The sequence below is a fragment of the Citrobacter sp. Cb004 genome (assembly GCF_030337065.1).
GTDB lineage: Bacteria > Pseudomonadota > Gammaproteobacteria > Enterobacterales > Enterobacteriaceae > Citrobacter > Citrobacter braakii.
The window spans coordinates 312,161-326,270 of record NZ_JAOWCH010000065.1 but is presented as its reverse complement, the minus strand read 5'-3'; the positions used below and the strand labels follow the sequence as shown (position 1 = coordinate 326,270).

The 14,110-nt window shown below is 54.4% G+C and carries 11 protein-coding genes and 2 pseudogenes; 9 read left to right on the top strand and 4 right to left on the bottom strand.

The features are described from left to right. Window positions 1-4: 4 nt before the first annotated feature. The 6 genes from OGV65_RS17210 (at window position 5) to OGV65_RS17185 (ending at window position 7,934) form a co-directional block, all read left to right on the top strand. Window positions 5-973, top strand: coding sequence for a Csu type fimbrial protein (locus tag OGV65_RS17210; protein WP_047502182.1), 969 nt, complete (start codon window positions 5-7; stop codon window positions 971-973). A gap of 321 nt (window positions 974-1,294) precedes the next feature. Continuing rightward, a complete protein-coding gene (locus tag OGV65_RS17205) occupies window positions 1,295-2,569 on the top strand; it encodes a Glu/Leu/Phe/Val family dehydrogenase (RefSeq protein ID WP_016153352.1) in 1,275 nt (424 codons plus the stop codon). 325 nt (window positions 2,570-2,894) lie between these two features. After that, complete coding sequence (gene dhaK / locus OGV65_RS17200; RefSeq protein ID WP_016153353.1) at window positions 2,895-3,965, top strand: dihydroxyacetone kinase subunit DhaK; 1,071 nt, start codon at window positions 2,895-2,897, stop codon at window positions 3,963-3,965. A gap of 11 nt (window positions 3,966-3,976) precedes the next feature. Next, entirely contained in the window at window positions 3,977-4,609 is a 633-nt protein-coding gene (gene dhaL, locus OGV65_RS17195) for a dihydroxyacetone kinase subunit DhaL (RefSeq protein ID WP_016153354.1), read from the top strand. Window positions 4,610-4,619: 10 nt separating this feature from the next. Then, window positions 4,620-6,050, top strand: coding sequence for a dihydroxyacetone kinase phosphoryl donor subunit DhaM (dhaM, locus tag OGV65_RS17190; protein ID WP_286455258.1), 1,431 nt, complete (start codon window positions 4,620-4,622; stop codon window positions 6,048-6,050). A 171-nt stretch (window positions 6,051-6,221) separates the two neighbouring features. Further along, window positions 6,222-7,934, top strand: coding sequence for an alpha,alpha-trehalase (locus OGV65_RS17185; RefSeq protein ID WP_286455256.1), 1,713 nt, complete (start codon window positions 6,222-6,224; stop codon window positions 7,932-7,934). A 332-nt stretch (window positions 7,935-8,266) separates the two neighbouring features. Here the strand turns inward: OGV65_RS17185 and OGV65_RS17180 are convergent, their stop codons facing one another. Then, window positions 8,267-8,521, bottom strand: coding sequence for a GlsB/YeaQ/YmgE family stress response membrane protein (locus OGV65_RS17180; protein ID WP_181221881.1), 255 nt, complete (start codon window positions 8,519-8,521; stop codon window positions 8,267-8,269). A 200-nt stretch (window positions 8,522-8,721) separates the two neighbouring features. On the opposite strand from OGV65_RS17180, the gene ycgR reads away from it, so the two are divergent. Beyond that, entirely contained in the window at window positions 8,722-9,456 is a 735-nt protein-coding gene (ycgR, locus tag OGV65_RS17175) for a flagellar brake protein YcgR (protein WP_095715404.1), read from the top strand. A gap of 11 nt (window positions 9,457-9,467) precedes the next feature. On the opposite strand, the gene emtA is transcribed toward ycgR, so the two are convergent. Beyond that, window positions 9,468-10,079: a membrane-bound lytic murein transglycosylase EmtA gene (gene emtA, locus OGV65_RS17170; RefSeq protein WP_016153365.1), complete on the bottom strand. Its 612-nt coding sequence runs from the start codon at window positions 10,077-10,079 to the stop codon at window positions 9,468-9,470. 98 nt (window positions 10,080-10,177) lie between these two features. Between emtA and ldcA the strand changes: the two genes are divergently transcribed. Then, window positions 10,178-11,092 (top strand): muramoyltetrapeptide carboxypeptidase, encoded by a 915-nt coding sequence (gene ldcA / locus OGV65_RS17165; protein WP_235117153.1) that lies wholly within the window; start codon window positions 10,178-10,180, stop codon window positions 11,090-11,092. Window positions 11,093-11,189: 97 nt separating this feature from the next. Next, window positions 11,190-12,920: pseudogene (locus OGV65_RS17160) on the top strand (potassium/proton antiporter); the annotation flags it as partial. Here OGV65_RS17160 and OGV65_RS25535 read toward each other — a convergent pair. Further along, window positions 12,861-12,983 (bottom strand): annotated as a pseudogene (locus OGV65_RS25535) (hypothetical protein); the annotation flags it as partial. The pseudogenes OGV65_RS17160 and OGV65_RS25535 sit on opposite strands and share 60 nt — an antisense overlap. 53 nt (window positions 12,984-13,036) lie before the next feature. Beyond that, a complete protein-coding gene (dadX, locus tag OGV65_RS17155; protein ID WP_286455254.1) occupies window positions 13,037-14,107 on the bottom strand; it encodes a catabolic alanine racemase DadX in 1,071 nt (356 codons plus the stop codon). Window positions 14,108-14,110 lie beyond the last annotated feature (3 nt).

Genomic DNA, 14,110 nt, shown 5'->3' with positions numbered 1-14,110 from the left:
GCTCATGAGGTTAAGGCATCTGTTACTCATCGCAGCCGTACTCTTTTGTCCGGCGATTAGCCATGCCGTAACCTGTTCGGTGAGCAATGTGCAACCCATAAATTTGGGCTCAGTCAATCCGCTGTCTGCGACAGGCGCAACGTCATCAATGACGTTCAACTACACCTGCACCAAAGAGCTTGGCGACGTGCTGGCAGGGATCAACCTCTGTTTTAATATTGGCGCCTCAGCCGTCAGTGGCCAGGTGACACCTCGAAATATGTCATTAAACGGAACACCTGCCAGAACGCTGGCATACCAGCTTTACCAGGATGCCGGACACACCAAAGTCTGGGGGAGTCAGTATCAGTCGGGAACAACTTTTCCAATGGTACAGCTTAACCTGCTGAACCTGACGCCAGTGACGGGCTCACTCACGGTATCAGCACAGATTGTCACGCCACAAACCTCAGCCGTCCCCGGAAGCTATCAGGATAGCTATACGGCGGCGACAGCCCTTGTCACCCTCAATCCTGGATTGCTTTTCCCGCCGACCACCTGTGGCGATACCGTTGCCGCCAGGCTTCCCTTCACCGTATCGGCGACGGTCAGCAAACAGTGCAATATCACCTCTGCAACCAATATTAGCTTTGCGCCCGCCAGGGCGACCGGGCGTAACCTAACGGCTTCAAATACCGTGGGCGTAGCATGTTCCAATAACACGCCTTACACCATCGGACTTCAGCCCTCTAACGGCAATACGGCAGGCAGCGGCGTGATGGCCGGCACGGGGTCAAATACGGACAAGGTCCCCTACCAGCTTAGCTCGACGCCGGGGCCGTCCGGTACGGTTTGGGGCAATTCATCGCTCAATACTGTCGCGGGCAACGGTACGGGAACCACCACCACCTACCCGGTTTACGCCACCGTTCCCAGCGCGAACTACACGCCTGACAACTATGCTGATACCGTTACCATCGCCGTGACCTACTGACCTCAGCTTAATCGCAATAAAGCAAATACATTTTATTATCATATTATTTACTTTTAGAGGTGCGTCATAAATCTGACAAATTGCGATTTTTATAAATCATGCATATTAAATTACCCAATCAGCAAGATAACCGAAATATCAGCATAATCAGAGAATAACTATTCATTTCCCAGCTAAAGCCCATACCCTTCATGCTGATAAACCGTGTTAGCCGGACAGGCCATTCTATGAAATAAATGTTAAATTTAGGTTCATATGGTGTGATTCACTGTATACCACGGCCAAATTAAGAACATATTACTTTTATAACTAAGGTTTATCATGGATAAGTTATCTTACGCTTCAGATAGCAGCACATCTGCCTGGAATACCTACCTGCAACAAATCGAGCGTGTGGCCCCTTACCTGGGCGAACTTTCCCATTGGGTGGATACCCTGCGCCACCCAAAACGCGCGCTGATTGTCGATATCCCGGTGCAGATGGATGACGGTACTATCCGTCATTTTGAAGGGTATCGCGTGCAACATAACCTCTCCCGCGGGCCGGGCAAAGGCGGTGTGCGTTATCATCCTGATGTTGATCTTAATGAAGTGATGGCCCTGTCCGCATGGATGACCATCAAATGCGCAGCGTTGAACCTGCCGTACGGCGGTGCGAAAGGTGGCGTGCGCGTCGATCCGTTCTCGCTTTCCGAAGGTGAACTGGAGCGTTTAACCCGCCGTTATACCAGCGAAATCGGCATTATCATCGGGCCGCAGAAAGACATTCCTGCGCCGGATGTGGGGACTAACGGAAAGGTAATGGCCTGGATGATGGATACCTACTCCATGAACCACGGCACCACCGTGACCAGCGTGGTCACCGGTAAACCTATTCACCTCGGCGGCTCGTTAGGCCGTGATAAAGCCACCGGTCGTGGTGTTTTCGTCAGCGGTCTGGAAGTGGCGCGACGTGCCAACATCGACGTTGAAGGCGCTCGCGTAGCGGTGCAAGGTTTTGGTAACGTCGGCAGCGAAGCCGCCCGCCTGTTCGCGGCAGCAGGAGCACGCGTGGTCGCGATTCAGGATCACACCGCAACGCTGTTTAACTCAACGGGTATCGACATGGCCGCGTTGTCTGCCTGGCAGCTGGAGCACAAACAGATTGCCGGTTTCCCGGGCGCTGAAACCATTGCCAGCGAAGCCTTCTGGAGCCTGGAGATGGATATTCTGATCCCGGCCGCGCTCGAAGGCCAGATCACCCGTCACCGCGCGGAAACGCTGACCTGTAAACTGGTACTCGAAGGCGCTAACGGCCCAACCTATCCGGACGCCGACGACGTTCTGGCAAGCCGCGGTATCGTGGTTGTCCCAGACGTTGTTTGTAACGCCGGCGGCGTAACCGTCAGCTACTTCGAATGGGTTCAGGACATGGCTAGCTTCTTCTGGAGCGAAGAAGAGATTAACAATCGCATGGACAAAATCATGACCGATGCGATGGTACACGTGTGGGAAAAAGCGGCAGAGAAATCCTGCTCACTGCGTACGGCAGCCTACATTGTTGCCTGCGAACGCATTCTACTGGCACGTAAAGATCGCGGAATTTATCCGGGCTAACGCCGAAATCGACCATGCCGACAAACCACCTGCTCTGCAGGTGGTTTGTTTTCCCTAAACACCCGTGAATCAGCTTCCCGGCCAAATACGGCCCAACCTCTCATTTTCGCTGTTTTATGCACCATGACGTTCCAATACGGAACATTATTATGTTGCTACGTTTCGTATTGAAACGCCCATTACAGCAATTTTCTTTTGCCAACCCGTGTGCAAAATTACCTTATCGGCAGCGAGCAGTCGCCGTGGCGTTGTATAACCCGATACCCTACATCAGATGCCTGCCCGAATCTGGCAGCCATCCAGGACTGTCTGCGGAGCATAAATAATGAAAAAATTGATTAACCGTGTTGAAGACGTACTGACTGAACAACTCGCCGGACTGGCGAAAGCGTATCCTTCCCTGGCACTGCATCAGGATCCGGTATATGTCACCCGCGCAGATGCGCCGGTAATGGGCAAAGTGGCGCTGCTTTCCGGCGGTGGCAGCGGACACGAGCCTATGCACTGCGGCTATATTGGTCAGGGCATGCTCTCTGGTGCCTGCCCGGGTGAAATTTTTACCTCACCCACGCCGGATAAAATGTTCGAATGCGCCATGCAAATTGATGGCGGCGAAGGCGTACTGCTGATCATCAAAAATTACACCGGCGATATTCTTAATTTCGAAACCGCCACCGAGCTGTTGCATGAAAGCGGCGTCAAAGTTACCACCATGGTAGTGGATGACGACGTGGCGGTGAAAGACAGTCTGTATACCGCCGGTCGTCGTGGTGTGGCGAATACCGTATTGATCGAAAAACTGGTCGGCGCTGCCGCCGAACGCGGTGACTCACTGGAAGTCTGTGCGGCGCTGGGTCGTAAACTGAATAACCAGGGCCACTCCATTGGGATAGCCATTGGCGCCTGTACCGTTCCGGCCGCCGGACAACCGTCGTTCACGTTGCAGGATAACGAAATGGAGTTTGGCGTGGGTATCCACGGGGAACCGGGCATTGACCGCCGCACCTTCACTTCCCTCGATCAGACCGTTGATGAAATGTTCGATACCCTGCTGGAAAACGGCAACTACAGCCGTACGCTCCGCCACTGGGACAACGTTCAGGGCGCGTGGCAGGAAGGCAAAGAAAGCAAACGCGCGTTGCAAAGCGGCGATCGTGTCATTGCGCTGGTCAATAATCTCGGTGCGACGCCGCTGTCAGAACTCTTCGGCGTGTATAACCGCCTCGAAAGCCGTTGCCAGGACGCCGGCATCGTCATTGAGCGCAACTTGATCGGTTCTTACTGTACCTCTCTGGATATGACCGGCTTCTCAATCACCCTGTTACAGGTGGATGACGACACGCTGAGCTTATGGGATGCACCGGTTCACACCCCTGCTCTCAACTGGGGTAAATAAGGAGATACATGATGTCCCTCAACAGAACACAAATTGTTAACTGGCTCTATCGTTGCGGTGAGATCTTCACCACCGAAAGTGATTTTCTCACCGGTCTTGATCGGGAAATTGGTGATGCCGACCACGGTCTGAACATGCACCGCGGCTTTAGCAAAGTCGTCGAAAAGCTGCCGTCCATCGCCGATAAAGACATTGGTTTTATTTTGAAAAACACCGGCATGGTGCTGCTCTCAAGCGTCGGGGGGGCCAGCGGTCCACTGTTTGGTACCTTTTTTATCCGCGCCGCCCAGGTGACCCAGGCTCATCAAAGCCTGACGCTTGAGGAGTTGTATCAAATGATTCGTGATGGCGCGGAAGGTGTGATTAGCCGCGGTAAAGCTGAACCTGGCGACAAAACCATGTGCGATGTCTGGCTGCCGGTAGTGGAATCTTTACGCCAATCCTGCGAGCAAAAGCTGAGCGTGCAGGCGGCGCTGGAAGCGGCAAGCCAACAAGCGGAAGCAGCAGCGCAAAGCACCATCACCATGCAGGCCCGCAAAGGCCGCGCCAGCTATCTCGGTGAGCGCAGCATTGGGCATCAGGATCCCGGCGCAACGTCCGTAATGTTTATGATGCAAATGCTGGCTCAGGCGTCCAGAGAGTAAGGATAAAGCGATGGTAAACCTGGTTATTGTTTCTCACAGCGCCCAGTTGGGCGAAGGCGTCGGCGCGCTAGCCCGGCAGATGTTAATGGGTGATGGTTGCAAAATCGCTATTGCCGCAGGCATTGACGATCCTGAGAATCCGATTGGCACCGATCCTATCAAGGTGATGGAAGCCATTGAGTCCGTGGCCGATACGGATCACGTGCTGGTGATGATGGATATCGGTAGTGCGCTACTGAGTGCGGAAACCGCGCTGGAACTGCTCGATCCGGCCATTGCCGCCAAAGTACGTCTGTGCGCCGCGCCGCTGGTCGAAGGCACGCTCGCCGCAACGGTTAGCGCTGCCGCAGGTGCTGACATTGAGCGGGTCATCTGTGATGCCATGAACGCCCTCGATGCCAAATGTGAGCAACTGGGTTTACCTTCGCCATCTGCAGCAAAGCCGACATCTGCCGAATTCGCGCCTGATGCAGATGCTCATTCAGTGGCCATTGTGGTGAAAAACCCAAACGGCATTCATGTGCGTCCGGCTTCACGGCTGGTTTCCACGCTGTCTGACTTTAACGCCGATATGTGGCTGGAGAAAAATGGCAAGTGCGTCGTCCCTGATAGCCTGAATCAGATTGCCCTGCTGCAGGTACGCTGTAACGACACGCTGCGCCTGATTGCCAAGGGCGAACAGGCAGAGGATGCGCTGGCCGCATTCAAACAGTTGGCAGCTGAGAATTTTGGTGAATCGCTCGAGCCCGCGCATGCTGATACCGTGGTGACGAAGGTTCCCTCACAGGTCACGGGGACGGCATTCTGTTACACACCGTTCTCACCGCAGGTAAGCCAACAGCCTATAGCCTCACTCCAGATTGAGCAGCAACGGTTACGGGTCGCTATCCAAAGCACGCTGAGCGACTTAAGCGGGCTAACCGCGCTTGCAGAAGAGAGATATTCCGCAGATATCGCCGCTATTTTCTCCGGCCACCACACGCTGTTGGACGATCCGGATCTGTTCGATATGGCCTGTGATCTAATGCGTGAAACGCAGTGCAGCGCGGCCTGGGCCTGGCATCAGGTGCTGAGCGATCTCAGCCAGCAGTATTTACAGCTCGACGATCCTTACCTGCAGGCGCGATACATCGATATTGAAGATTTGTTGTCTCGTTCACTGCAGTATTTGACGGGAGAGACTGCACAAATTCCCGCCTTCATCCGTCCCACTATTTTGGTCGCGGAGGTCATCTATCCATCTACGGTGCTGCAACTCGATCCGAAGACCATCAAAGGCATCTGCCTGCGAGACGGGAGCGAAGCGTCTCACCCGGCGATTATCGCCCGTGCAATGGGGTTATGTTGGTTGTGTCAGCAAGGCGAGGCCATCAAGAGTATCACGATGGGTGATACCCTGACCCTTGACAGCGTCGCCCAGCGGATAACCCGCGCGGGCTGATGTCGGTTGCACGCCCTTTCCCGACAAAGGGTGTGCATCTTTTCGATTCGCGTCGGGAAATGTCTGTTTATTCGCAAAATGGGGCGTCGATCACGCGCAACGGTCGATCCTGAACTAAGGTTTTCTCATGGTAAATGCCGCTGCTTCGGCACACCCTAAGGAGATTAACCGATGATAACGCCTGCAACTCGCCATCCAGGCCTGCTCTCTGTTGCAATAAAACTGACGCTCGCAAGCACCTTTTTTGCCCTTTCCTCTTTTGCCGTCAACGCCGAGGACGCACCAACCGCTACGCCTCAGCCGCCTGATATTTTGCTTGGCCCTCTGTTTAATGATGTACAAACGGCCAAACTGTTTCCTGATCAGAAAACCTTTGCTGACGCCGTTCCTAACAGCGATCCATTAATGATCCTTGCCGATTACCGGATGCAGAAAAACCAGTCCGGATTCGACTTACGTCATTTTGTGGAAGTGAATTTCACCTTGCCGAAAGCTGGCGAGAAATACGTCCCCCCAGCCGGGCAATCGCTGCGCGAGCATATTGACGGACTGTGGCCGGTACTCACCCGTTCGACAACCGACGCTGAAAAATGGGACTCTCTGCTGCCGCTCCCGGAGCCGTATGTCGTGCCTGGCGGGCGTTTTCGCGAAATATATTATTGGGACAGCTATTTCACCATGCTGGGGCTTGCCGAGAGCAATCACTGGGATAAGGTCTCCGACATGGTGGCAAACTTCGCTTACGAGATTGATTCCTGGGGACACATTCCTAACGGCAACCGCACCTACTATCTGAGCCGTTCTCAACCGCCATTCTTTGCCTTTATGGTGGAACTGCTGGCGCAGCATGACGGGGATGACGCGCTGAAAAAATACCTCCCGCAGATGCTCAAAGAATACACCTACTGGATGGAAGGCGTCGAAACGCTCCAGCCCGGTCAGCAGAATAAGCGCGTGGTTAAACTGGATGACGGCACCATTTTGAATCGCTACTGGGATGACCGCGATACGCCGCGGCCAGAGTCCTGGGTGGAGGATATCGCCACAGCGAAAAGCAATCCGAACCGACCGGCCACAGAAATCTACCGCGACCTGCGTTCTGCCGCCGCGTCGGGTTGGGACTTTAGTTCCCGCTGGATGGATAACCCCAATCAACTAGGCACCCTGCGCACCACCAGCATCGTTCCGGTCGATCTCAATGCGTTGATGTACAAAATGGAAAAGATGATCGCCCTCGCCAGCAAGGCCGCCGGGAATAATGCCAAAGCTGCACAATATGAAGGCTTCGCTAATGCCCGACAAAAAGGGATCGAAAAGCACCTGTGGAACGACAAAGAAGGCTGGTATGCCGATTACGATCTGAAGAGCCACAAAGTACGTAACCAACTCACGGCCGCCGCCTTGTTCCCGTTGTATGTCAATGCAGCAGCAAAAGATCGCGCCAGCAAAGTGGCCGCGGCAACCCAGGCGCATTTGCTGCAACCCGGCGGCCTGGCCACCACGTCGGTGAAAAGCGGCCAGCAGTGGGATGCTCCCAACGGCTGGGCCCCGCTCCAGTGGGTCGCCGCATCGGGATTACAGAATTACGGTCAGGATAACGTCGCCATGGACGTGACCTGGCGATTCCTCACCAACGTGCAGCACACCTACGATCGTGAGAAAAAGCTGGTTGAAAAGTATGACGTGAGCAGCACAGGCACTGGCGGAGGCGGCGGCGAATATCCGTTGCAGGATGGTTTTGGCTGGACCAACGGCGTAACGCTAAAAATGCTCGACCTGATCTGCGCCAAAGAAAAGCCCTGTGACAGCGTGCCCGCATCGCGCCCGGCCCCGGCAAGTACCACGCCAGTCGAGCCTAAAAAACTGGCTCAGCCGACATCTTAATGCCGTTACCTGAAGCGTTTTACTCCCCGAATCCGCGCTGCGTCGCGGATTTTTTCTGGCTTATATTTCGCCATTCCTGTTGTCTCTACGCCATCTAGCCCTTATGGGGTATTCCGGGTTTTCATCCGTGAGAAATTGATTCGCAAGGGTACGGTGATAGTACCCTTAACACGTTCACAGGTCGTATTGCCTCAGAGAAGTGACAAACATAAGGTGAACGTAGCAATATGCCGGAGGCAACAGATTCGTTACCTCCGAATGTGCCACTCTCCGTTGTCGCTACGGCCACTCATCATTAACTGACAAGCATTACCCCGTCAGGGGCCGTTCGATTAATCTCGTCGCACAAGCCGAAAGACACCCAGCACAACAATCGCGCCGACCACGGCCACCAGGAAGCTGTTGAGATTAAACCCGCTGATATCGCCGCCGATACCGAACATCGTAGCCAGCCATCCACCGACCACAGCACCGATAATACCGAGAATGCAGGTCAGGATAAATCCACCGCCATCGCGCCCCGGCATAATCAGTTTGGCGATAACCCCCGCAATCAGACCAAAAATAATCCAGGTAATAATTCCCATTTCCAGGCCCTCTTTCCAGTGAACGCACGCGCAAGACATTCTTGCGCCAGCACGTTAAGTATAGGCAAGCCATCGCTACGTGCTTTTTCCCTCAGACTTAATTCATTGGGTTTGGTAAAAAATTTCATCCATTTGTATTAAGTTCCGTTGATTGATGCCGATAATCCAACGATAAACCAGGCATCCAGGAGTCATTAGGTGTGAGTAACTACAATGAGCAGTTCCTGAAGCAAAATCCGTTAGCGGTGTTAGGCGTACTCCGGGACTTAAATTCGCAGCAGGTTCCGCTGCGTATCTCCTGGTCTGGTGGCCAGTTCATCAGCAAAATACTGGCGGTCAGCCCGGACGAACTGATCATGGATTTTGGTAGTCAGGAATATGAAAACCAGGCCGTGCAGCGGGCCAGTCAGATAACGATTATCGCCGAAACACAGGGAGCCAAAGTGGAGTTCACCCTGCCACAGCTGAAAAAAGGCGAATACCAGCGGCTACCCGCATTTATCTCATCATTGCCGCCATCTCTGTGGTTCGTCCAGCGTCGGGAATATTTCCGTATCGGTGCTCCGCTGCATCCCCCCTATCGCTGCACGGTAAAAATGCCGGATAACAGCACGCTGTGTTTTCGCTTATTCGATTTGTCTCTTGGCGGTATGGGCGGGCTGTTAGAAACGGCAAAACCAGAGGGACTGGTAGAAGGCATGCGCTTTTCACAGGTTGAACTGAACATGGAGCAATGGGGAGTGTATCAGGTGGACGCCCAGCTAATTTCCATTAGCGAACGCAAAGTTATCGACGGGAAAAACGAAACAATTACCACTCCCCGCCTGAGCTTTCGTTTTCTTAACGTCGGCCCGGCGGTGGAGCGTAACCTACAGCGGATTATTTTTTCCCTCGAGCGCGAGGCCCGGGAAAAGTCGAATAAGGTGCGCGATTAGCATCACCTGAATTACATCACATCCAGCGCTTGTTGAAGCTTCCAGATATAGCGCGGAGCCTGCGGCGCCGGATGATTATCCGCAACATGTTCAATAAATTCATCCGGGCTGAGATCGTTTATCTTATTAATGGCTTTTTTCCTGTCGGAGGAGAACGTTCGCAGCAGCGCGCCCGCACCGTTGGCGTACGATACCACCAGCGCATATTGCATCACCTGCGGATCTTCGATCCCGGCCAGCGGCCCGGTCTCAAGAATGCTCAGGTATGCGGCCCCCATCGAGATATTGCGCTCAGGATTTTTCAGCTCGCTGGTCGACGGCTCGCCACTCCACCCCATGCGACGATAAACATCACGCCCTGACGTCGAGGCTTTTAACTGCATCAGGCCAATCGCATTAGACTTACTGACCGCATTCGGGTTTCCACCTGATTCAATAGCGATGATAGCGGTAATCAATTGTGGACTGACACCCCAGGCCGCACCGGCTTTTTCGCTGATCGGCATCCATTGCATTGCGCGTTTAACCGGAACTTCAGCATTCCACGGCGGATTTTTGTAATCCTGTTTTGAACTACAGCCCGCAAGTAATACAACCAAAAAAGCAAACCATCTCAATTTCACGTCATCTATCCTTATAGCCGGAACCTGTCGCTGAGGTGACAACGACATACCTACGCGGCATGATATACATTTGGTTTTAGTTGTAGCAAGGAAATGCCATGTCCCGGTTTCACTTAATTGCCCCGTCGGGCTACTGTATCAACCAGCAGGCTGCCTTACGCGGGCTGGCGCGTCTTACTGAGGCCGGTCATCAGGTCGACAATTCAGCGGTCATTGCGCGCCGCTGCCAGCGTTTTGCGGGTACAGAAGCAGAACGGCTTGCTGATGTGAACGCGCTCGTAAATCTGAACACGCCCGATACCATTGTGATGGCAGTACGCGGCGGCTATGGCGCGAGCCGTTTACTGGCAGATATTGACTGGCAGGCGCTGGCGAACCGTCAGCAACACAACCCGCTGCTGCTGTGCGGACACAGCGATTTTACCGCGATCCAGTGTGGTCTGCTGGCGCAGGGGAATGTGATTAGCTTCAGCGGCCCGATGCTGGCGGCTAACTTTGGCGCCGAGGAGATGAACGCATTTACCGAGCACCATTTCTGGCAGGCTGTTCGCAATGCCCAATTTACCCTCGAGTGGCAAGGTAACGGTCCGGCATGTGCGACCGAAGGTACGCTATGGGGCGGAAATCTGGCGATGCTCATTTCTCTGATGGGCACGCCGTGGATGCCCGCTATCGAAAACGGCATTTTGGTGCTGGAAGACATTAACGAGCATCCTTTTCGCATTGAACGCATGCTGCTGCAACTGTATCACGCAGGAATACTGGCCCGACAAAACGCCATTATCCTCGGCAGTTTTAGCGGCAGCGCACCTAATGATTACGACGCGGGTTACAGTCTTGGCTCAGTTTGTGATTTTCTACGCGCCAGGTTATCGGTTCCGTTGATCGACGGCCTCGATTTTGGTCATGAACAACGCACCGTCACCTTGCCGTTGGGGGCAAGAGCGGTACTGAAAAATGATAAAAACGGCGCTCAGCTCACCTTAAGTGGGCATCCGGTACTTAAATCGTAAAAAAAGCGGTTAACAGGGCTAAGTAAAACGCTGTTTCTGTCGTTATTATGTTAGGGTTTATAAATACGAAACAGCGTAATTCAGGAGTAACCGAACGTTGGATGCCGCAGCAATAATTAGCCTTTTTATTTTGGGTTCCGTACTCGTCACCTGCAGTATCTTACTCAGTTCATTCTCATCACGTCTTGGTATCCCTATTCTGGTGATATTTCTCGCTATCGGTATGTTAGCGGGAGTCGACGGCGTGGGCGGTATTCCTTTCGATAACTACCCTTTCGCCTATATGGTGAGTAACCTGGCGCTGGCGGTTATCCTGCTCGACGGCGGGATGCGCACCCAGGCCAGCTCATTTCGTGTCGCGTTAGGCCCGGCGCTGTCGCTGGCGACCGTCGGGGTGCTGATTACCTCCGGACTCACCGGCATGATGGCCGCGTGGCTGTTTCATCTGGATCTTATCGAAGGACTCCTGATTGGCGCGATTGTCGGTTCAACCGATGCCGCGGCGGTTTTTTCCCTGCTCGGCGGCAAGGGGCTTAACGAACGTGTTGGCTCTACGCTGGAAATTGAATCCGGGAGTAATGACCCGATGGCGGTGTTTTTAACCATCACGCTTATCGCCATGATTCAAAATCACGAGACCGGTTTAAGCTGGATGTTTGCGGTGCATATTATCCAGCAGTTCGGCTTAGGGATCATACTGGGGCTCGGTGGGGGCTACCTGCTTCAGCAAATGATTAACCGCATTTCACTGCCTGCCGGGCTTTATCCGCTACTGGCCTTAAGCGGTGGGATCCTGATTTTTGCCCTGACCACTGCACTGGAAGGCAGCGGTATTCTGGCGGTCTATCTGTGTGGTTTCCTGCTGGGTAATCGCCCCATCCGCAACCGATTTGGCATTCTGCAAAACTTCGACGGTCTGGCATGGCTGGCGCAAATCGCCATGTTCCTGGTGCTGGGACTGCTGGTTACGCCGTCCGACCTGCTGCCTATCGCGATCCCTGCGCTGATTTTGTCTGCATGGATGATATTCATTGCCCGTCCGCTTTCGGTCTTCGCCGGACTGTTGCCGTTTCGTGGCTTCAATCTGCGCGAGCGCATTTTCATCAGTTGGGTGGGCCTGCGCGGTGCAGTCCCCATCATCCTCGCCGTGTTCCCAATGATGGCGGGTCTGGAGAATGCGCGCCTGTTCTTTAACGTCGCGTTCTTCGTGGTTCTGATCTCGCTGCTGTTTCAGGGAACGTCGCTTTCCTGGGCCGCCAAAAAAGCCAAAGTGGTGGTTCCTCCCGTCGGCTGGCCCGTTTCGCGCATTGGTCTGGATATTCATCCGGAAAACCCCTGGGAGCAGTTTGTTTATCAGCTCAGCGCGGATAAGTGGTGTGTAGGAGCCGCACTGCGCGACTTGCATATGCCGGAAGAGACGCGAATTGCCGCCCTGTTTCGTGACAACGTGCTGTTTCACCCATCCGGCAGTACGCGGCTGCGCGAAGGCGACGTTTTGTGCGTCATTGGCCGCGAGCGCGATCTCCCTGCTCTCGGCAAGCTGTTTAGCCAGTCGCCGCCGGTGTCTTTAGACCAGCGCTTCTTCGGTGATTTTATTCTCGAGGCCAGCGCAAAATACGCCGATGTGGCACTGATTTATGGCCTGGAAGATGGCACAGAGTATCGTGATAAACAGCAAACGCTGGGTGAAATTGTCCAGCATCTGCTTGGCGCCGCGCCGGTCGTCGGTGACCAGGTCGAATTTGCTGGCATGATCTGGACGGTTGCTGAGAAAGAAGATAATGCGGTGCTGAAGGTCGGTGTTCGCGTTGCTGAAGATGAGGATGAGGCGCGTTGATGCTTTTTGCCGGGCGGCGGCAGCGCTTTGCCCGGTTTGCGCTCTGCGTCGCATAAACGGTGTAGCCGGATGAAACGCATCAGCGTCGACATCCGGCTTTAGATACGTTACACCGTCACAACCGGCACGCGCAGCGCCAGAGAACACATCAACTCGTAGCCCACCGTACCCGAGGCGCTGGCCACATCGTCAATTTTAATCTCTTTGCCCCACAGCTCTACCGGCGTCCCGATCCCCGCCTGCGGACACGGTGTCAGATCTACCGCCAGCATATCCATTGAGACCGTCCCCACCGTTGTAGTGCGTACGCCGTCCACCAGCACCGGCGTTCCGCTTGGCGCATGGCGCGGGTAACCGTCTGCATACCCGGTCGCCACAATGCCAATGCGCTGCTCGCCGCTGGCCGTATAGCGTCCCCCGTAGCCCACCCGGTCTCCAGCTTTCAGCGTCTGTATGCCGATTATCTCGCTGATCAGAGTCATGACCGGTTTCAGGCCGGTATTGGCGATGTCCCGCCACTGTCCCGAAGGTGACGCGCCATACAAAATAATGCCCGGCCGCACCCAGTCATAATGTGCTTCAGGGTGCCACAGCGTGGCGGCCGAATTGGACAGCGACCGTCTGCACTCCAGCCCTTCTGTCGCCTGTGCAATCCGCGCCATGGCGTCCTGAATACCTTCCGGGTGCTCCGCATCTGCAAAGTGGGACATCAGCGTCATTTCACCGACGTTGGGCATTGCCCGCAGCTGTTGCCAGACCGTTGATACTCTTTCCGGTAAGAAACCCAGCCGGTTCATGCCGCTGTTCACCTTCAGGTAAACATCCAGCGGCGCGTTGAGGCGCGTATTCTGCAGCGCTTTTAATTGCCAGTTACTGTGTACACAGGTGGTCAGACGATATTTGTCATACACCATCAGGTCTTCAGCGTGGAAAAATCCCTCCAGCATGAGTATCGGGCCTTTCCACCCACGCTCACGCAGGGTTATCGCTTCTTCAAGATTGAGCATGGCAAAACCGTCGGTTGTGCCCAGCGCATTCCAGACACGTTCAATGCCGTGTCCGTATGCATTGGCTTTCACCACCGACCAGACGCGGGCGTCCGGCGCGGCCTGGCGGGTAATGGTCAGGTTGTGTTTCAACGCCTGCAGGTCAATGCTGGCCAGTATCGGGCGAGTCATCTC

Coding starts and splice junctions, on each gene's coding strand:
- OGV65_RS17205 (WP_016153352.1), top strand. CDS start 1,295: ATGGATAAGTTATCTTACGCTTCAGATAGCAGCACATCTGCCTGGAAT.
- dadX (WP_286455254.1), bottom strand. CDS start 14,107: ATGACTCGCCCGATACTGGCCAGCATTGACCTGCAGGCGTTGAAACAC.
- dhaK (WP_016153353.1), top strand. CDS start 2,895: ATGAAAAAATTGATTAACCGTGTTGAAGACGTACTGACTGAACAACTC.
- OGV65_RS17210 (WP_047502182.1), top strand. CDS start 5: ATGAGGTTAAGGCATCTGTTACTCATCGCAGCCGTACTCTTTTGTCCG.
- ldcA (WP_235117153.1), top strand. CDS start 10,178: ATGTCCCGGTTTCACTTAATTGCCCCGTCGGGCTACTGTATCAACCAG.
- dhaL (WP_016153354.1), top strand. CDS start 3,977: ATGTCCCTCAACAGAACACAAATTGTTAACTGGCTCTATCGTTGCGGT.
- OGV65_RS17185 (WP_286455256.1), top strand. CDS start 6,222: ATGATAACGCCTGCAACTCGCCATCCAGGCCTGCTCTCTGTTGCAATA.
- dhaM (WP_286455258.1), top strand. CDS start 4,620: ATGGTAAACCTGGTTATTGTTTCTCACAGCGCCCAGTTGGGCGAAGGC.
- OGV65_RS17180 (WP_181221881.1), bottom strand. CDS start 8,521: ATGGGAATTATTACCTGGATTATTTTTGGTCTGATTGCGGGGGTTATC.